This is a genomic window from Mycobacterium asiaticum (assembly GCF_001673635.1).
GTDB classification, from domain to species: domain Bacteria; phylum Actinomycetota; class Actinomycetes; order Mycobacteriales; family Mycobacteriaceae; genus Mycobacterium; species Mycobacterium asiaticum_C.
This window is the reverse complement of sequence record NZ_LZMH01000043.1, coordinates 30,482-49,507: the sequence shown is the minus strand read 5'-3', so window position 1 is coordinate 49,507 and position 19,026 is coordinate 30,482. Positions and strand designations below refer to the sequence as shown.

The window sequence follows — 19,026 nt, the reverse complement described above, 5'->3', positions numbered from 1 at the left end:
TGGTCGCCAGTCCCCGCGAGCAGACGCAGAATCGCACAAACAGCGCTGTTTCAGTGCGATTCTGTGTCTGCTCGCGGGGAAACCGGGGAGACCGGGGAGACCGGGGAGACCGGGGGTACCGGCGCTACAGCTGGAAGGCGCTGATAGGCGCTTCCTCCGGGTAGACCGACGGCCCGCCCAGATCGAACGCCGCATTCAGCGCACTGATGAACGCCGCGTCATGCAGTGGCTCGCTGGGTATGTCCAGCTTGATGCCCCGGGTGCCGGCGTCGTCGACCATGATGTCGATGGCCTTTTCGATAGTCAGGTCGTCCGAGCCTTCCATGTTCTTCTTGAGTTCGTCGAAGTCGGAGAACACCTCGGCCGACCAGTGCACCAGGAACCGCAGTTCGTCGGTGTGGTGGCGGGCGATCACCTCGTCACCGTTCTTGAGCAGCCAGTGGTCGCGGTGGCCCGGGTCGCCGGTGAACACGGTGTCGAAGGCCAGTCCAACCGGAATCTGTTGCTCCAGCGGCCCGTTCGCCTCACCGCGGTGCACCATCATCTCGTTCTGCACCACCACGCCCCGATTGTAGATCGGCGGAAGCACCCGCTTGGGGGCCTTCAGCGGACCGTCCGGCCAATAGGTGAAGCCGCTGCTGGCGTCCAGCGAGAACCAGGTGATGACCTGAGCCATCTTGATCAGGTAATCGGTGAACAAGCCGGATTTGCCCATCACGCTGGTCAGCCACGTCGGGGCATTCTCGTGCCGCACACCGCGGAAACTGGGTGAATCCAGGTGTCCCGGATCGCGATTCGCGCACGGCCCGTTGATGTTGAACAGCATCAGTTGGGGTTTGGCGTACTCGGCGTTCCAATAGCTCTTGGCCAGCTCCAAAAACCGTGCGTTGTAGAAGCAGTCGTGCAGCTGCGGGTAGAGCACCGCACCGTAGTTGGCCAGGTATCCCCGGAACGTCGGCGTGAGGAACAGGTCCAGTGACGGGGTGTAGCCCTCCGGGAACAACCCGCTCATCGTCGCGATCAGCTCGTCGGCAGACGCGAAGTGCTGCGAGATGATCAGCCGCCACGGCCCCTCGGTGCGCACCACGTCCAGCAGCCGCTCACGCTGGTCGTCGGTGTAGACCTTGTCGACCTCGCGGGGCGGTGCGGCGGGCCGCAAGACATCGGACAGCTCCATCCGCCGCTCCTGGGTGAGCATCAATCGTCTCCTTCTGCCGCTGCGATACCCATGCGATTCTGCGCAGCACCCGCACGCCAGGGAGTCCGGTTGTCCGGTGACCGGGACGCTAAAAGCGAAGGGGGTTCTCGAACTTTGCGCGCAGCAGTGCGCCGATCTCGGCGATGGCCAGCCGGCCGCGTGCCGTCGCCTCGGACCGCATCAGGAAGCCGTGATACATCCCGGGGTAACGCGTGCACGTGGTCTGCACCCCAGCATCGCGGAGCCGGTTGGCATACCGTTCGCCCCAGTCCCGGATCGGGTCGCAGCCCGCCGTCACCACGATCGCCGGCGGCAGTCCGCTCAGGTCGGTCGCGTACGCCGGAACGAGATAGGGGTCGGTACCCATGTCGGCGAGGGAATGCAGGTAGTCGATGTCGTCGCGACTCAGCATCGGCGCGTCGGCGAGCAAAGTGATTGACGGCGCGCTCATGTCGCGATCCAGGCCGGGGTAGAGCAGGACCTGCGCGCAGATCGCCGGCCCCGCATGGTCGCGGGCGGCCAGCGCCACGCCGGCCGCCAGTGACCCGCCCGCGCTGTCCCCGACCACCGCGAGCCGCCCGGCGTCCACACCCAGTTCCTTGGCGTGCGAGGCAACCCACTCTGTCACCGCATACGCGTCGTCGAACTGGGCGGGTGGTGGCGATTCGGGCGCCAACCGGTATTCGACGGCGACGACGACCGCACCGGACGCCGACGCCAGTGCCCGGGCCAACGGTTCGAACGAGCGGTTGCTGCCCATCACCATGCCGCCGCCGTGGAAATACACCAGCACCGGCTGGCCGGAAGCGTCGGTGGGGCGATAGATCCGGGCCGGAAGGCGTTCGGGGATAACCACGTCGGTGATGCCGGCCATCTCCGGCATATCGTCGGGCAGGGGAGCGGCCTCGATGGCGGCTCGGACCGCCGCAAAGCCCCGCTCCCGCATCGGCGGAACGTCACCGAACGAGGCGATCCGCGCGGCGGCGTCCGGGTCGAGCTTCATGTCTGGCGCCGGGCCGGCGGGCTCTGTGTAGCAAGGACTTCGGCTCGCCGCATCATCGCCTCGGTCACCGATTCCTGGGTGACCAGATAGAACCGCCCCGCGGCGGCCTGGTCGAACAGCGTCTCGGCGGCGGTTAGCGGATCCATCGCCGCGGCCTTGATGTCGAGCATCGCGGCCCTCTGCGCCTCGGCGGCTCCGGTGTCACCGTCGTCGACCCCGCCCGCCGATTCGAAGATGTTGGAGACGACGGCGCCGGGCAGCACCGCCTGCACGTGGATGTGGTGGCCATGCCCGGCGGCTTCGATATCGAGACGCAGACACTCGGTCAGCGCGAGCACGGCATGCTTGCTCATGATGTAGGGCGACTGCAGCGGTATTGCGGTCACCCCGCCCACCGACGACAGGTTCCATACCCAGGCCTGCTCGTCGCTGGCCATCATCGCGGGCAAAAACGCTCGGACACCGTGGAATACGCCGCTGATGTTGATGTCAACGATGCGCCGCCAGTTGTCCAGCGGCGTGTCCCACAGATAACCGAACTGCTCGACGCCGGCGTTGTTGACCAACAGCCGTACCGGGCCGACGTCGCGATAGGTCCGGTCGGCCAAGTCTTGTACCGCATCGGGGTCTCGGACGTCGCAGTCGGCAGCGACGGCGGTGCCCAGTTCGTCACGCAGTGCCGCGATGGCATCGGCGTCGATATCGGCCAATACCACCGACATGCCCAGCCGGTGCGCGTACCGCGCCAGTCCCGCGCCGATTCCCGCGCCCGCGCCGGTGATGACGGCCACGCCGCCGGAGAACGTTTCGCGCGCGTTCACGACCCCATGCTGGCATGCCGCTCGGAAAGCAGCTCCGAGTTGGTGGTGTCGAGGACGACGTCCATCTCGGTGAACTCCAGGCCGTGGGTCCCGCCGCGTCGCACACCGACCTCCGCGACGCCGCTGGACACCGCGAACGGCACGAAGTTGGCGATCTGGTTGACGAAGAGGTAGAACCGGACGCGGGTGACATCCCCGTCGGAACCGAGGCGGTGCACGTTGGTTGCGTGGTGGCGCAACGGGTAGGGGCTCTGCTCCCGGTGCTCGGTCAGCCACTGCAGCACCTTCTCGCGGCCGTGCAGCTCAGGCGACATCAGCTCTTCGAAAGGGCTTGCGCCGCTGTCGCTTCTGCTCACATACCGGATGTCGTCGGCATACCGCGCGGCCAACTCTGGATAGTGCGCCTCGTCGTAGTAGTACCAGAAGCCGGCGATGAACTCCTGAAGTTCCGGCAGCGTGATGTCGTGGCTCATGGCTGTGAGTCAACCCCGGCGCAGCCCTGAAGGCACCCAGAGCGCCCGGTCAGTGGAACACCGTCTTCACCCGGTGATCAGGTCCCACAGCCCGCCGGCACTGGCGTGCAGCGCCGCGTCGGTGACCTGCTCGTCCCAGTAGCGCGTCGAACCGAACTCCGAGCGCCATGCAAGTGCGGCCCGGGTGAACTCGTGCAACCGGTGCTCGCGGGTGGTGCCGATCGCGCCGTGCACCTGGTGGGCGTTGCGCACCACCACCGCCGTGGCGTGGCCCGCGCACGAACGCGCCGCGGCGACCAGGAAATTCAGGTTGAACGCTGACCATCCGCTGGACACCGCGGTGGCCAGCGCCGCCTCCGTCGCCGCACGGGCGAGCGCAGCCTCGGACGCGATGTCGGAGAGCATGTGTTGCACCGCTTGGAATTTCGCGAGCGGCCGGCCGAATTGGACTCGCGCGGTCACGTGCTCGATGCACAGCTGCACGATCCGATCCAGGGCGGCGCAGATCTGGATGGCCCGCGCCAGGCCCGCCTTCAGCCGCAACTCGGTGACCAAAGCCAGGGTCGCCGGCTCACCGGACAACACCGTCAGGTCGGCGGCAATCGCGTCACGCGGCTCACCGATCAGGTTGACGCCCGGGGTGATGGACAGCTCCTCGACGGGGGCGTCTGCGACCCGGTACCCGCCCTCGGGCCGCCACACCACGACCACCCGGTCGGCGCCCGCGGCCCACGGCACCGCGGTCGCCTCGCCCTGCTTGTCGAGCACGGCCACCGTCCGCACCGCTGTGTCGACGGGCAGACCGGTCGCCTCTAACAGCCAGCAGCCCAGTAAATCATGCTCCGCCAACGGGATTCGCACACCATGACCGGCCGCGGCGGACAGCAGCTCGGCCGCCTCGTACCAGCCGGCCCCGCTACCGCCTACTGCTTCGGCGCCGGTCAACCGCACCAGACCGAGTTCGTCGAGCTGGCTCCACAACTCCGGATCCCGCCGGACGGTCGCGCCGGGCGGATGCTTCTCCCGGTACTCGCCGAACACGGCGCTCATCATCTCGACGAGGGCCGGGTCGGCGCTCATCGCAAACCCAATCCGCGCGCGATCACACCGTGCAGCACCTCGTTGGTGCCGCCGCGCAGGGTGAAGCCCGGCCGCTGGTCCACAGCGGCGCGAGCCAATTCCGAGAACACCGCATCGGGCGGGTCCTGCAGGTCGGCGAATTCGGCGATATCACCCTCGGTGCTGGTGCCAAGCACCTTGACCACCGCGGCGGGCAGGTCGGCAGGTTCGTGGCGTTGCAGCGCACCGGCCACCGCGGTCGACATGCGGTGCAGGCCGGCGATTCGTGCCACCAGCCGACCCAGATCCGCGTCGCGGGGGATCGCGTTCGCCGCCATCCGGTCGGCACACGCCGCCAGCAGCACGTAGGTGGACAGGAACCGTTCGGGTCCGCTGCGTTCGAAGCTCAGCTCGGAGGTCACCTGCCGCCAACCGTCGCCGATCGTGCCGAACACCATGGGGTCGGGCACGAAGGCGCCGTCCAGGATGACCTCGTTGAAGTGATGGGCGCCGTTCATTGAAATGATCGGCCGGATGTCGATGCCTGGGCCGCGCAGGTCGACGATGAACTGGCTGAGTCCGGCGTGCCGGTGCTGGGGGTCCACCGGCTCCGTTCGGGCCAGCGCGATAAATGCCTCGGCGACATGCGCTCCCGAGGTCCAGACCTTGGTGCCGGACAGCGACCAGCCGCCGTCGACCGGCTCGGCCCGGGTACGCACGCTGGCCAGGTCGGAACCGGAGTCGGGCTCACTCATCCCGATGGCGAAGAAGCACTCCCCGCGCACGATGCGCGGCAGAAAGTGCCGCTTCTGCGCTTCGGTGCCGTACTTGAGCAGCGACGGGACGATCTGGCGGTCGGAGATCCAATGCGCGGCGACCGGAGCCCCGGCGGCCAGCAGCTCCTCGGTGACGACGAACCGCTCCTGGAAGGAGCGTCCGTGCCCGCCGTACTCGACCGGCACCGTCATGCCCAACCAGCCCCGCGCGGCGAGCGCGGCGGTGAAATTCTGGTCCCACCGGGACAGCCACGCGTCGACGGTTGGCGTGAACGCGCCCGCCGCCAGCTGCTCGGCGACGAACGCGCGGACCTCGCCGCGCAGCTGTCCGGTGGCCTCGTCGTCGAGCCCTGCCGGCGGCACCAACCTGGGTGGCATCAGCGCGTCCGCCACTTGGCGATGCGTTCCTCGTGCTCGGGGTCGCGGTGCGCCAGCGGCTGCATCGCTGCCGCCATGCCCAGCGTCGACTCCAGGGAGCCCGTCCGGGACTCCTGCAACAGCCGCTTGGCCATCCGCAGCGCGTGCGGCGGGTTCTTGGCGATGCGTTCGGCCAGCTCGTTCGCCTTCGGCAACAGTTCGTCGTGCGGCACGACGCTGCTGACCAGGCCCCACGCGAGCGCGGTGGCCGCGTCGATGCGGTCACCGGTGAACGTCATCTCTGCGGCGCGTTGGTATCCGATGACCCGCTGCAGGAACCAGGTGCCGCCGTCGCCGGGGATGAGACCGAGTTGCACGAAACTTTCCGCGAAAGATGCTCGCTCAGAGGCGATTCGGATGTCACACATCAGAGCCAGGTCACATCCGGCGCCGATGGCCGCGCCGTTGACCGCCCCGATCAACGGAACCTCGAGCCGGGCCAGTGCCCGCGGAATGCGCTGGATTCCGTCGACGTAGGCACGGCGCTGGTCCAGCGCACTCAGCGCGAAGATGCCCGCCTGGTCGGCCATCTCCTTGACGTTGCCGCCGGCCGAAAAGATCTTGCCCTCGCCGGTGAGGATCACCGCGCGCACCTCGGTATCGGCATTGGCGCTGTCGACCGCCGCCTCGAACTCGGAGATGACGTCCTTGCCGGTGATCGCGTTTCCGACGGCCGGCAGGTTGATCGTCCAGGTGCGGATCGGTCCGTTGGTGCTGATATCCAAAGCGGTGCTCATGCTGGCAACTGTAGGGAGTCGGTTTCAGTCGCCCGCCGACGCGCGGGCGAACCGCTCCCGTAGCGCCCGTTTGAGCAGCTTGCCGCTGGGGTTCTTGGGCAGCGAATCGACGAGAAACACCTGCTTGGGCGTCTTGAACCCGGCCAGGTGTTCCCGGCAGTGCGAGATCAGGTCCTCCTCGGTGAGGCGCACGCCGTCGCGTGGCACTACCGCGGCCACCACGGCTTCCACCCACACCGGGTCGGCCAGCCCGAACACCGCGACTTCCTGCACGCCGCCGTGCCGGTACAGCACCTCCTCGACCTCCCGGCTGGCGACGTTCTCGCCGCCGGTCTTGATCATGTCCTTCTTGCGGTCGACGACATGCAGCAGACCGTGCTCGTCGTAGAAGCCGAGGTCACCGGAATGGAACCAGCCGTTTCGGAACGTTTCCGCGGTTTTCTCGGCGTCGTCGAGATATCCCAGCATCAGGTGCGGGCTGCGGTGCGCGATTTCTCCGACGACACCGGCGCCGACGGGTTCGTCGTCATCGTCGAGGATCGTGGTCTCCACGTTGAGCACCGGGCGGCCCGCGGCGCCGGCATGAGCGTCCTGCTCGTCGGGCTTCAGTGCCGAGGCCAACGGCGCCATCTCGGTCTGGCCGTAGAAGTTCCACAACCTCAAGTGCGGCAACCGTCGGCGCATTTCGCCGAGGATTTCGGTCGGCATTGCCGAAGCTCCGTAATAACCCTTGCGCAGGCTGGACAGGTCGACTTCGTCGAACAGCGGCGAGCGCAGCAGGCTGATCCAAACTGTGGGCGGCGCAAAGTAATTGGTGACTCTGTAGCGCTCGATGGTGCGCAGTACGGCCTCTGGTTCGGGACGCGGCAGGATGATGCTGGTGGCGCCGAGATATATATCGGGGATCAGGAAGTTGTCCAGCTGGGCGCAGTGGTAGAGCGGCAATGAGTGGATTTCGACGTCGTCCTCGCTCTTGTCGCCGGCCGCGATGGTGCTGATGTAGTTCCAGAGCAGGCTGCGGCTGCTGTGCATGACGCCCTTGGGGCGGGATTCGGTGCCGCTGGTGTACATCAACCGCAGCAGCTGGTCGTCGTCGATGAGCGGCTGCGGTGCTCTCGTCCTCGTTTTCAACCAGTCAGTGAAGTCGTCGCTCAGCGTGAATGTCGTCGTGTCGCGGCCGCCCACCCGCAGCGCGTCTTGGGCGGTTGCCAGGAATTCGTCCTGGACGAAGAACCCGCTGACGTTGCTGTGCCCGAGGATGAAACCGATCTCTTCGGCCGTGAGCATGAAGTTCACCGGGACCAGGACCACCCCGGCGCGCGCGGTTGCGAACACCAATACCGCGTACTGCCAGCAATTTCGGGCCAGCAGTGCGACGCGGTCGCCGGCCGTAAAACCCTTGTCGTGCAGGGCCGCCGCCGCCCGGTCCACCAGGTGCTCGAATTCGGCGAAGGTCAGGACGGTTTCGCCGTCGATGATCGCCGTCTTGTTCGGGTGCTTACGAGCCGGGCGGCGAGGGATGTCCCCGAGCGAGTGACTTCGCGCGCGGGCGATCACGTCTTGCATACGTCGAACATAGGCATCATGTCCCGCTCAGAGGAAAGCACCGTGGCCCTGATGCGCCATAGCTTCGATACTGACTTGCATGGCCAAGCCGGATCCCGAAGAACTGCGCGCGAACCTGCGGCAGGCGGATCCGGGCGTTCTGGTCGCCGTGCTGGCGCAGCTCACCGGTGATCGGGGGGTCGTCGACAGGTTCGGGCCCAAGATCTCCCACATCCCCGACCCGCCCGAACGCGCCGGCGTCACCGACCCGGCCACCTTTGATGCGCTCGTCGAGGCCGTGGTTTCCGCGCTGGATCGGTGCCCGGGAGCGCGTCCCGCCGATGACCCTGAATTGTTTCGCCGGTTGCTGCCATTGGCATTGGGTTCCCCTGTCGACGACGAGTTCGTGCCGCTGCTGCTCGAGCAGGGTGGTTTTCAGCTTTCCCAACCGACGTTGCCCCGTACGGTGCCGATCCCCGAGACGACGACGGTGGCCATCATCGGGGCGGGCATCGCGGGCATCATCGCCGCGCTGGCCGCCGCCGACGCTGGTGTCGCCTATCAGATCTTCGACCGCAACGACGAGGTCGGCGGCACGTGGCTGACCACCACCTACCCGGGTATTGGCGTGGACACCCCGTCGGCGTACTACTCGTTGTCACGCGAAATCAACCCGGAATGGACGAGCTACTACCCGCAGGGCGCCGAGTACCAGGCCTACCTGGTGAAGTTGGCCGACAAATACGGGCTGCGGGCACATACCCGGTTCGCCACCGAGGTCGAAGCGCTGTGGTGGGACAGCGACCGCGCGCAGTGGCATATCCACTCGGTAGACCGTGCCGGCAACCGGTCGATCAGCTATGCCCGTGTGGTCATCACCGCGGCCGGCTACCTGAACCGGCCCCGCTGGCCGGATCTGCCGGGACGGGAAACGTTCGCGGGCACCAGCATTCACTCCGCGCAGTGGGATCCGTCCCTGGATCTGACCGGCCGGCGGGTCGCGGTGATCGGCGCCGGGTGTACCGCGGTGCAGATCGTGGACGCCTGCGTCGACGAGGTCGAGCACCTGACGGTGTTTCAGCGGCAACCGCATTGGGTGGCGCCCCGCAAGCGGTTGACCGACGATGTTCCTTCGCACCGCCGCTATCTCGGCCGGCACCTGCCGTATTACGCGAACTGGAACCGGCTGAAGTCGTTCTGGGGCACCGCCGACAACAATTACCCGGTCATCCTGCGGGACCCGGAATGGGCGCAGACCCATCTTTCGATCTCACCAGCCAACGACGTGCTGTTGCAGATGTGCCTGGATTACATCGACCGAACCTTCGGTGCGGGAACGGAATTGGCGAAGAAGGTCACGCCCGACTTCGCGCCGTACGGCAAGCGGATCATCCGCGACCCGGGCGGCTACTATGCGGCGCTGACGCGCGACCACGTCGACGTCGAGGCCAGCGAGCCGCGCGAGGTCAATGCGAAAGGCATTGTCACCCAGGACGGTCGACAGATCGACCTCGACGTCATCGTGTATGCCACCGGTTACCATCTGGACTTCCTGTCCACCATCGACATCCGGGGCCGCGACGGCCGTCGACTCGTCGACGAGTGGGGGAACAGCCCGGCGGCCTATCGGGGCGGCACCGTGCCGGGATTCCCGAACCTTTTCATCAACTCAGCGCCGAACTACAGCCCGGGGCATGGGGCGGGCGCCAACTTCTCGATGGAAGTGATGGCGCACTACATCATCGAGTGTCTGCAGCTGATGGCGCTGCGCGGCGCGACCACCATGGAAGTGACGCGGCAGGCCTACGACGAATATGTGGCCGGCATCGACGAAGCGATGGCGGGCACGGTGTGGTGTCACACCCCGAACGCGCATACCTACTACCGGTCAGGCTCGGGACGGGTGGTAGTGGCCACCCCGTACCGATTGGTCGATCTCTGGCATGAACACCGGGCGCCGATCGAAGAGCATTTCGAGCTGCGATGACGGGGTTGCTCTCCGGGCGAACGGCTTTGGTGACCGGTAGCAGCCGGGGGATAGGTCGGGCGATCGCGCAGCGGCTTGCCGCCGAGGGGGCGACGGTGGTGGTGACGGCGCGGGCTCTGGAGCCGTCATCGTCAGTGCGGGCCGGAATGGCTGCGACCTTGCCCGGTACTGTCGGTGAGACGGTCGCGCTGATCGAGGCGACGGGCGGCCGGGCTATCGGGGTGGCAGCGGATTTGGAGAATCCTTCGCAGCGGGACCGTTTGATCGACGAGGTCCTCGACCGCACCGGCCGCATCGACATCCTGGTCAACAACGCGGGATTCGCCGACTACTCGCTGGTGGCGGACATGTCGATGGCGACGTTCGACCGGACCGTCGAGCACTATCTGCGGATCCCGTTCGCCCTGACCAAGTTTGCGGTGCCGGTTATGCGCGAGCAAGGTGCCGGCTGGATCGTCAACATCGGATCGGTGACCGGGTTGGCGCCGGTGCGGCCCTATCGGGATTACAACAAGACCGCCGGCGACGTGGTGTACGCGTCGTGTAAGGCCGCGCTGCACCGCTTCACGCAGGGCGTAGCCGCCGAGTTGCTTGATGCGAACATCGCGGTCAACTGCGTCGGCCCGTCGACCGCGGTCCGCACTCCCGGTGCGGCGCAACTGATTCCCGAGTCATTCCCGACCGAGCCGGTCGAGTATCTGGCCGAGACGGTACTGGCGATGTGTCATCGGCCGGCCGCCGAACGCACCGGATTGGTGGCATTCAGCCTGCACTATCCGTGGTCGCAGGGTTTAGTCGTGCACAGTTTGGACGGACGGTGCGTGCTGCCGGCACTGGAACCGCCGGAGTCAGCGAACCCAAATATTCGGGCTACTGGAATGTGATTGGGCCTTTGAGTCAAGCGGATTCGTCGTCGTCTTCATCCGCGAAGAGCTTTTCCGGGTGATGGAAGGTGTTGATTCTCGGTTGGCCGTGGTCCAGGTGGGCCGGTGGAAGCCATTCGGTGGCGCCGCGGGCGTTTTTGCGGGTGGTCCAGCCCTTTTCGGCCAGTCTGTTGTCGGGTCCACACGCCAGGGTGAGGTCGGTGATGTCGGTGCGCCCGGTGGTGGTCCAGCCGGTGACGTGGTGGACCTCGGTGTGATACGGCGGTTGGTCGCAGCCGGGCCGGGTGCAGCCACCCTCGAGGGCGTGCAGCATGAGCCGCTGCGCGGGGTTGGCGAAGCGCTTGGCGTGGTAGAGGGCCAACGGTTTGGCGTCGTCGAAGACCGCCAGATAGTGATGGGCCTGGGCGGCCATGCGGATCAGGTCGGCCATCGGGATTAGGGAGCCGCCGCTGGTGCGGGCCTTGCCGGTACCGGCTTCGAGATCCTTGAGCGTGGTGGTCACGATCACGGTGACCGGCAGCCCCCGGTGCTGGCCGAGCTGTTCGGAGGCGAACAACGTCCGTATCGCGGTGATCAGGGCGTCGTGATTGCGTTGCCCGGTGCTGCGGATATCACGGCGGGCGGTGTCGTAGTCGGGTTCGCCGTCCACGGCCGGGGCTTGGTCGGCGGGGTTGGCCATGCCGGGGGCGGCGAGTTTGGCGAGCATGGCTTCGATCAGCGCCCGTAGTTCGGGGGTGATCAACCCGGACAGGCGTGACATGCCGTCGTACTCTTGCTTGCCCAGCATCAGCGTGCGTTTGCGGGCGCGGTCCTCGTCGGTGTAGTCGCCGTCGGGGTGCAGCAGGTCCATGAGTTGGCGGGCGTATTTGGCGACCTGCTCGGGGCGGTACTGGCAGGCTTTGTCGGCTAGGTCGGCTTCGGCGGCCTCGCGGGTGAACACATCGACGTGGGTGGGTAGGTGGGTGAAGAAGTCGCGGATGACTTTGATGTGTCCGTCGCCGATCAATCCTTGTCGCTGGGCGCGTGCGGTGGCGCTCAACGTTGGCGCCAAGGTGCCCGGTCAATGCGCGTTGTTCACCGAGATCCTCGGCCTCGCCGATACGGCGGCTGGCTTCGGCTTTGGTGATCCGCAACCGATCGGCCAACGCGCACGACAGGGTGCCGCCCATTTCTTCGGTGCTCGCTTGGGCGCCGAGTTCGTTGATCAGCACATGCTGGGGCACCCGCAGCCGCCGACTCACCCGCTCCAAGCGCTCCAAGGCCCGCAACCGCTCCGGATTCGTCAACACCTCGAACGACAACGCACACAACCGATCCAACTCGGCATCGAACGCGTCGAAGACCTCCACGATCTCCTCACGCGAACTCGAAACCATAGCCACATGCTATGGCGAAGGACTGACAACTTTTTTCAGCGCAGAAGCCGAAACTCCTGCCTTGCAGGGCATTCCAACTAGCGAGGCAGCGGCAGATTGTCCCAGTTCGCGGTGTCGGGCAGCACACAAAAGCTGTGGCACACCCGATCGCGCACAATGACTTCCGGGCATTCAGGGTCGAACCAGCGATCCACCATCGCCCAGTGGATGGGATGCATCATGTACTGACCCACCAGACCGTCGACGTCGGTGAATCCCTGCTCGAACACATGCGTCCACGGGTTCCCAACCGGCTCGTCGACACGACTCAGCTGCCAGGCGGTGATCGTGTTCACGTAACGCGCTATCGACCCGAGCTCGGCCTCGAAACGTTCGATGATGTCGGCGGGGGTGCCGGGCGCCACCCGCAGCAACAGGGTGCGGTACACGGTGCCGCTCGTGACGTCGGTGCGCACGGGGCTCCCCGAATAGTTCGCACCGGTCATCCCCGTCACCGCGGCGTCGGCGACCACGGCAGCGAAATCGTCTTCGATGGAACGCCATTCGTCTTCTGCGGCGAAGCGCAGATGGAAGATGATGTCACCACCGTTGCGGGAGCCTGGCATTGTCGCTTGCACGATCGAGTACGGCGAGCGGACCGCTACCGCGCGCAGGTCACGAAGGATTCGGTCACGCTCGGACTCGTCTACGTCGAGCAACCTGATGACGCTATACATCGCACAGGTCGTCCACGTCGTCCGCGGCCGCCGCGAAGGACCGCGATCGCTCCACCACCAAGTCACTGATGCGCGCCCACCATTCACCCAACCCGGGATCCGGGCGTCCCTGCCACGTCATCTCCCACCACGCCTGCACGCTGGGTAGCGTCCAGGTGATCGTGATGGTGTTGACCTCGTCGTCGAACCAGATGGGCGGACTCACCAGGACATCGCGCAGTGTCATGCCCCGCTCGCGCGCGCCGGGGGCATATTCGGCCAGATAGGAGTCCACGAACCGGCGCGCGCTGCCGGGCTTGGTCACCACCCGGTCGATAACGAAGACCTGCCCGTCAGACATCGGCCGACCCAAGCGTCGCACTGAGCGCCGCACCGGCCCGTCGCCGTGCTTCCTGAGCTATGTCCAGCATCGGCATGCTCATGAAGCCATGTATACCGCCGTCGAATCTGAGTAGCGTCACCGGTACCTCGGCCGACTTCAGGGCGGACGCGTAGGCCCGCGCCTCGTCGCGCAACGGGTCGTGCCCCGCAATCACCAGGATTGCGGGCGGCAGTTCCCGGAGGTCGGCGTTCAATGGCGCGGCGTAGGGGTGAGTGCGGTCGGCGCGGGACGGCACGTACTGGTCCCAGTACCACTGCATGGCCGGCTGCGGGTTGTAGTACCCACGGCCGAACAATCGGTACGACTCGGTCGTGAAATCGGCTGCGATCACCGGGTAGATGAGCAGCTGCGCCGCGATCGCCGGACCACCGCGATCCCGGGCCATCACCGCCGCGACGGCGGCCAGATTCCCGCCGGCGCTGTCGCCACCGACGGCTATCCGGCCCGGGTCACCGCCGAACGCTCCGGCCGCTGCCGCGTCGGTCACCGCGTAGACGTCCTCGGCCGCCGCGGGCCAGGGATACTCCGGTGCCAGCCGGTAGGCAACCGAAACCACCATGGCGGGAACGTGATTGGCGAGGCTGCGGCAGAGGCCGTCGTGGCTGTCCAGATCGCAGAACACGAACCCGCCCCCGTGCGCGTAGACCAGCACCGGCAAGCGATCACCCTCGGGTCGATAGATGCGGACCGGGATATCGCCTCCGGGCCCGGCGACCACCGTGTCGCGGACCTCGCTGACGGGTTCGGGTACGGCCGGCGGCACGAACCGGTCGCGGATCACCGCCCGGGCTTGCGCACCAGTCATGGTGTGTACGGGCGGAAACCCGGCGTCCAGTCCTTCGATCAGCTCGGCGATCTGGGGATCGAGGCTCACGCGTATCGCAGCAGTGGCCTCGGCGACTGGAGCGTCGGCGCGACACGGCCGTCTTCGACGTTGCGCCAGATACCCATTGCGGCCATGCGCACCGGCGCCACGAGGCGTTGGTCAAACATCATGCGGTTCATTGGACCACACACCGACACCGCTGCCACCGCGTCACCAGGGCCACCGATCGGTGCTGCGACACAACCGAATCCGAGCAGAGACTCCTCCCGGTCGAATGCAAAACCGTGGCTGCGGATCTTGGCCAGTTCGGTTGTGAGCTGAGCAGCGGTGGCGATGGAGTATTTGGTCTTGCGTGTGGCCAGGTCGGCCGGTTCGTGGTTGTCCTGGTAGGCCAGCATCGCCTTGCCGACCGCCGCGCAGTGCGCCGGCTGACGCCCGCCGACCCGGGTGGGGATTGCGGCGATCATGCGGTCGCCGATCTTGTCGAGGTACAGGACGTCGGTTCCGTCCAGCACGGCGAGGTGAACGACCAGTCCGGTGGCCCGGTGCAATTCACCCAGCAGCGGTTTCGCCGCGCGCACCAGCCGGTCCTGGTGCACGGCCAGCGACCCCAGCTCGACCAGCCGCATGCCGAGCTCGTAGTCACGACCGCTGCGGCGCAGCCACCGCAGTTGCACCAGCCGCTCCAGCATCCGGTGCGCCGATGACCGCGGGAGACCGGTGCGGCGCACGATCTGAGCCAGCGTCAGGCGCCCGGGGCCCTCGAAAGCATCCAGCACCAACGAGATTCGGTCGATCACGGCGCTGGGCGTGGTGGGTTCTGGCGGTGCGGACACGGTCGCTGGCATAGGTCCTCCAAGAATCCCGCCTGCCTGGCTGCAATATTCCTATTAGGAATACCACACTGAGGTGCCTGATGTCACCGCATCCTGCCGAGCAGACGCAAAAGTCCCCTGAAATGTGAGTTTCAGGGGACTTTTACGTCTGCTCGCGGTGCTCCGCGCGCCTCGCGCTATTCCGCGCGCTAGAGGCGAGCGGCGGAGCGGCCGGCGCGGCGGCCGTAGAAGCTGCCGTCGCCCAGCGAGATGCCGCTGGCATAACCCCAGGCGGCCAGTCCAGCGGTCGAGCGGCCGGCCGCGAACAGTCCCGGGATGGGTTCACCATTGACGTGCAGCACCTCGGCGTCCAGCGAGGTGCGCAACCCGCCCAGGGTGAAGCCACCGGTGGAATCGCGCAGGTCGACCGCCCCGACCGGGGACCCGATCGGCCGCAGCCACTGAGACTTCTTGTGCAACAACGGGTCCTCGCCGCGCGCGGCGACTTCGTTGTATGCCGCGACGGTCGCCTGCAGCGAGCCGGGCGCCAGGCCCATCTCCGACTCCAACTCGGCCACGGTGTCGGCGACCCAGGTGGCCGGGCGCAGCATGAACTTGGGCGACCACGACGCCATGGCCTCTTCCTGCGAATCGTTGTCGATGATCAGGTAGGCGGTGTTGTCCTGGTGATAGAGGGTGAGCTGGCCGATCCGCCCCGGATAGGTGTCTTCGGGGACATAGCGCTGGCCGCGACCATTGACCAGGATGCCGCGCACCAATTGCTGGGGGTCGATGAAGATCGCGACCTCGGTGGCGTCCATGTGCGCCAGGTCGGCGCCCAGCGCCTGGGCCATCCGGATCGCCTGCCCGTCGTGCTGCTCGATGGACGCGGCGGGCCGGCCGGCGATCCGGGGTGCATACTGCGCCACCATCGCATCGTTGTAGGCGAAACTGCCTGTGGCCAAGATGATTCCGCGGCGGGCCCGAATATTAATCTCGGTGCCGTACCGCCGCGCCCGGATGCCCACCACCCGGCCGTCGGCAGCCACGATCAACGCCCGCACGCGGACGTCGTAGAGCGACTTGACCCCGGCCGCGGCGGCCGCTTCGACCAGCGGCTTCATCAACATGTAGCCAGCGCTGGCTTCGCCCTGCTTCTTGTTCGACATCTGCGGGACGTGACCCCGCGGCGCGGGAGAGGCAATGGTGTTGAACGGCCACGAGTTCTCTCCGCCGCTGTACATCAGGCCCTGATCGCCCATCGGCTCCCAGCCGGGCTCGGCAAAGAACTCGGCCTTGAACGGCACGCCGCACTCCACCAGCCAGTCGAAGTGGGCGACGCTGCCGGCGCAGTAGTCGGCGATGCGTGTCTCGTCGGCGCCGGGACCCATGGCGGCGTTGAGGAACGCCGCCATGTTCTCCACCGAATCGGTGAATCCGCAGGCCTGTTGCAGCGAGGTACCGCCGCCGAGGTAGATGAACCCGCCCGCCATCGACGCAGCGCCGCCCCACGAGCCGGTGCGTTCCAGGACCAGGACGTCGGCACCGGACCTGGCCGCCTCCACCGCGGCCGCCGCGCCGGCGATCCCGTAACCGGCGATGACGACGTCGGCCTCGTGCTCCCAGTCGGTGATCGTGCCTGCCGGGATAGGAGTGACGTCACGGTCGATCATTGAGCTCGGCAATCCCTTCTATCACTCAAGTCACAGGGGAGGCCTGTTGTCGCTGCAAGGCGGGCACATCGGCATATGCCCGGAAACACGTGACACATGAGACTGCTGTGACACGCTGCCCATAAACTCAGGGCCGCATCGCCGCGGGCATCTCACCGACCCACTGATGGCCCCAGTAACTGTCCGCGGTGATTTCCTCTGCGGTGTAATAGGTTTCGTCGACCCGCAGCCCGTCGGTGCCGAGCTCGATGTCCCAGTCGCCCGGTGTGCGGACATAGAACGACACCATCTTGTCGTTGGTGTGCCGGCCCAGGGTCGAGGACAACTGGATGCCTTCGGCGTTCACCCGGTCCAGCGCCTGGCCTACCGCGTCCAGGGTGTCCACCTCCACCATGACGTGCACGAGTCCCGGGTCGCGCTGATGCATGGCCGGGCAGATCGCCAGGCTGTGATGCCGCTCGTTGATGCCCAGGAAGCGGACCCGGATCGGCCCGAACTCCGGTGGCGCCGGCACCCGGAACGCCCCGCGAGACCGGAAACCCAGCACCTCGGTGTAGAAGTCGAACAACCCGTTGGGGTCCATTGCCGGCACCACGACATGGCCAAGCCCCTGGGCGCCGGTCACGAACTTCGCGCCGAACGGGGTGACCACCGGGCTGTGATCGAGCACCGCGCCGTGGAACACCTCGAGCGTGATGCCGGCCGGGTCCTGGAAAGTGATCACCTCTTCGACGCGGCGGTCGTCAGCCTCCTGCTGGGACAGTTCCTTGACCGCCACCCCGGCGCTATCCAGGCTCGCCTTGACGCGTTGCAGCGCCGCGCGGTCGCGCACCTCCCACCCGACCGTCATCACCCGGTCGGACTCACCCGGGACGACGATGATCCGGGCCGCACGCTCATCCATCCGCAGATATAAAGCGGAGCTATCGGTGCCCTTACCCTGCGCGAACCCCAGCACTCCGAACGCGAAATGCCGCCATCGTTCGATGTCGTTGGTCGAAACAGTGATGTAGCCAAGGCTTTTCAGATCACTCACGCTCGAACCTCCCTAGATCAGAGCCCGCAGCGGACCCATCGGCGGTTCCACGCCGAACGAGCTCAACGCCGATGCGTGGTAGGTCGTGCCGGGCATGTGAATGGCGTGCAACTGCCCGACGTGCACGTCGCGCCAATACCGCTGCAACGGCTTGTCCATCCGCGACGCGTTGCCGCCGGAGCGCGCGAAGATCTCGTCGACCGCCGACACCGCCCGCCACACCGCGCGGATCTGGGTGCGCCGTCCGGCCGCGCGATCCGCGAACGACACCTCCTTGCCGGCGGCGACCATGTCGTAGATCCGATCGGCGTTGGCGAGCAACTCCTGGCGGGCCGCGTTGATGTCGGCCGCGGCCTCACCGATCGCGTACATCACGTACGGGTCGTCCTTGATCGCGGTGCCGGTGGCCCCGACGCGCTCACGCTGGTAGTCCAGGTGCGCGGCCAGCGCGCCCTCCGCAATGCCGATCGTCGCCGCGGAGATGCCCAGTGGGAACATCGTCGACCACGGCATCAAGTACAGCGGCTCGGTCATGCCCGCCTCGCGCTGAGCGGTCCCGTCCATCACCTTCGTCGCGTCCATGGTCCGGTAAGTCGGGACGAACGCGTCTTTGACGATGACGTCCTTGGAGCCGGTTCCGCGCAGCCCCACCACATTCCACGAGTCGTCGACGATCTCGTAGTCCTTGCGCGGCAAAATCATGTGCAGCATCTGCGGCGGCATCAGTGGGACACCCTCAGGGTTGGCGAGCATGGCGCCCAGGATGATCCAGTCGCAGTGATCGGTACCCGAGCTGAACTGCCAGCGTCCGTTGAAGATGTAGCCGCCGTCCACCGGACGAGCCACACCTTGCGGCGCATACGGGGACGCCATCCAGGTGTCGACGTCGTCCGCCCAGATCTCGGCGGCGACCTTGGGATCCGCGTAGGCGAGCTGGTAGGGGTGCACCCCGACCACACCGACGATCCATCCCGCCGCCGGGTCCAGGGCGGCGGTCGCCATGGTCGTCTCGGCGAACTCGCGGGGGTGGGCCTCGAAGCCCTGGTACTGCTTGGTCTGCAGCAGCCGGATCAGGCCGGCGGCCTTCATCATCTTGACCGTGTCGTCGGTGAGCCGCCCGATGCGCTCGGCCTCGGGGGCCTGCTCACGCAATTGGTCGGCGATTTGCACGACTCGGTCGAGTACCCGCTCGCTCATGCTGTCGTCCTTACGTGTGTGGTCGTGCCTCTGTGTTTACTCCACTCGGTGTCCCGACTCACCGCCGATCCCGGTCAGCGGACGAAACGCTGGGTTCGGCGCCCC

17 protein-coding genes and 1 pseudogene are annotated in these 19,026 nt (G+C 66.7%); 2 read left to right on the top strand and 16 right to left on the bottom strand.

Features of this window, described 5'->3' with window-relative positions; translation table 11 throughout:
• Window positions 1-124: 124 nt before the first annotated feature.
• The 8 genes from A5645_RS12330 to A5645_RS12295 all read right to left on the bottom strand — a co-directional run bounded on the left by A5645_RS12330 (window position 125) and on the right by A5645_RS12295 (window position 8,050).
• The gene (locus tag A5645_RS12330; protein WP_065129685.1) at window positions 125-1,198 is read right to left on the bottom strand and encodes a hypothetical protein; all 1,074 of its coding nucleotides are present in this window, start codon (window positions 1,196-1,198) and stop codon (window positions 125-127) included.
• An 88-nt stretch (window positions 1,199-1,286) separates the two neighbouring features.
• Window positions 1,287-2,201, bottom strand: coding sequence for an alpha/beta hydrolase (locus A5645_RS12325; protein ID WP_065129684.1), 915 nt, complete (start codon window positions 2,199-2,201; stop codon window positions 1,287-1,289).
• Window positions 2,198-3,022, bottom strand: a complete 825-nt coding sequence (locus tag A5645_RS12320) for an SDR family oxidoreductase (protein WP_065129683.1) — start codon at window positions 3,020-3,022, stop codon at window positions 2,198-2,200. Before A5645_RS12320 ends, A5645_RS12325 begins: the two co-directional genes overlap by 4 nt.
• On the bottom strand, window positions 3,019-3,495 hold the full coding sequence (locus A5645_RS12315; RefSeq protein ID WP_065129682.1) for a nuclear transport factor 2 family protein: 477 nt from the start codon (window positions 3,493-3,495) through the stop codon (window positions 3,019-3,021). The genes A5645_RS12320 and A5645_RS12315 overlap by 4 nt, the downstream gene beginning before the upstream one ends.
• A 66-nt stretch (window positions 3,496-3,561) precedes the next feature.
• Window positions 3,562-4,575 (bottom strand): acyl-CoA dehydrogenase family protein, encoded by a 1,014-nt coding sequence (locus A5645_RS12310; RefSeq protein ID WP_065129681.1) that lies wholly within the window; start codon window positions 4,573-4,575, stop codon window positions 3,562-3,564.
• A complete protein-coding gene (locus A5645_RS12305) occupies window positions 4,572-5,711 on the bottom strand; it encodes an acyl-CoA dehydrogenase family protein (RefSeq protein ID WP_155767987.1) in 1,140 nt (379 codons plus the stop codon). Before A5645_RS12305 ends, A5645_RS12310 begins: the two co-directional genes overlap by 4 nt.
• Window positions 5,708-6,484 (bottom strand): crotonase/enoyl-CoA hydratase family protein, encoded by a 777-nt coding sequence (locus A5645_RS12300; protein WP_065129680.1) that lies wholly within the window; start codon window positions 6,482-6,484, stop codon window positions 5,708-5,710. The genes A5645_RS12305 and A5645_RS12300 overlap by 4 nt, the downstream gene beginning before the upstream one ends.
• A gap of 24 nt (window positions 6,485-6,508) precedes the next feature.
• A complete protein-coding gene (locus A5645_RS12295) occupies window positions 6,509-8,050 on the bottom strand; it encodes an acyl-CoA synthetase (protein ID WP_065129679.1) in 1,542 nt (513 codons plus the stop codon).
• A 79-nt stretch (window positions 8,051-8,129) separates the two neighbouring features.
• Between A5645_RS12295 and A5645_RS12290 the strand changes: the two genes are divergently transcribed.
• The gene (locus tag A5645_RS12290; RefSeq protein ID WP_065129678.1) at window positions 8,130-10,016 is read left to right on the top strand and encodes a flavin-containing monooxygenase; all 1,887 of its coding nucleotides are present in this window, start codon (window positions 8,130-8,132) and stop codon (window positions 10,014-10,016) included.
• Window positions 10,013-10,900, top strand: coding sequence for an SDR family NAD(P)-dependent oxidoreductase (locus tag A5645_RS12285; protein ID WP_065129677.1), 888 nt, complete (start codon window positions 10,013-10,015; stop codon window positions 10,898-10,900). Before A5645_RS12290 ends, A5645_RS12285 begins: the two co-directional genes overlap by 4 nt.
• A gap of 13 nt (window positions 10,901-10,913) precedes the next feature.
• Here A5645_RS12285 and A5645_RS12280 read toward each other — a convergent pair.
• The 8 genes and pseudogenes from A5645_RS12280 to A5645_RS12245 all read right to left on the bottom strand — a co-directional run bounded on the left by A5645_RS12280 (window position 10,914) and on the right by A5645_RS12245 (window position 18,921).
• A pseudogene (locus A5645_RS12280) lies at window positions 10,914-12,276 on the bottom strand (HNH endonuclease signature motif containing protein).
• Between the two features lie 77 nt (window positions 12,277-12,353).
• Window positions 12,354-12,992 carry a Dabb family protein gene (locus tag A5645_RS12275; RefSeq protein ID WP_065129675.1) on the bottom strand — a complete coding sequence of 213 codons (639 nt, stop codon included), beginning with the start codon at window positions 12,990-12,992 and terminating at the stop codon, window positions 12,354-12,356.
• Entirely contained in the window at window positions 12,985-13,332 is a 348-nt protein-coding gene (locus A5645_RS12270) for a hypothetical protein (RefSeq protein ID WP_065129674.1), read from the bottom strand. The genes A5645_RS12275 and A5645_RS12270 overlap by 8 nt, the downstream gene beginning before the upstream one ends.
• On the bottom strand, window positions 13,325-14,248 hold the full coding sequence (lipP1, locus tag A5645_RS12265; RefSeq protein ID WP_065129673.1) for a LipP1 family hormone-sensitive lipase: 924 nt from the start codon (window positions 14,246-14,248) through the stop codon (window positions 13,325-13,327). The genes A5645_RS12270 and lipP1 overlap by 8 nt, the downstream gene beginning before the upstream one ends.
• Window positions 14,245-15,036 (bottom strand): IclR family transcriptional regulator, encoded by a 792-nt coding sequence (locus tag A5645_RS12260; protein ID WP_065129765.1) that lies wholly within the window; start codon window positions 15,034-15,036, stop codon window positions 14,245-14,247. Before A5645_RS12260 ends, lipP1 begins: the two co-directional genes overlap by 4 nt.
• A 188-nt stretch (window positions 15,037-15,224) precedes the next feature.
• The gene (locus A5645_RS12255) at window positions 15,225-16,688 is read right to left on the bottom strand and encodes an FAD-dependent oxidoreductase (RefSeq protein WP_065129672.1); all 1,464 of its coding nucleotides are present in this window, start codon (window positions 16,686-16,688) and stop codon (window positions 15,225-15,227) included.
• Window positions 16,689-16,815: 127 nt separating this feature from the next.
• Window positions 16,816-17,724, bottom strand: a complete 909-nt coding sequence (bphC, locus tag A5645_RS12250; protein WP_065129671.1) for a biphenyl-2,3-diol 1,2-dioxygenase — start codon at window positions 17,722-17,724, stop codon at window positions 16,816-16,818.
• 12 nt (window positions 17,725-17,736) lie between these two features.
• Complete coding sequence (locus A5645_RS12245) at window positions 17,737-18,921, bottom strand: acyl-CoA dehydrogenase family protein (protein ID WP_036359086.1); 1,185 nt, start codon at window positions 18,919-18,921, stop codon at window positions 17,737-17,739.
• Between the last annotated feature and the right edge of the window lie 105 nt (window positions 18,922-19,026).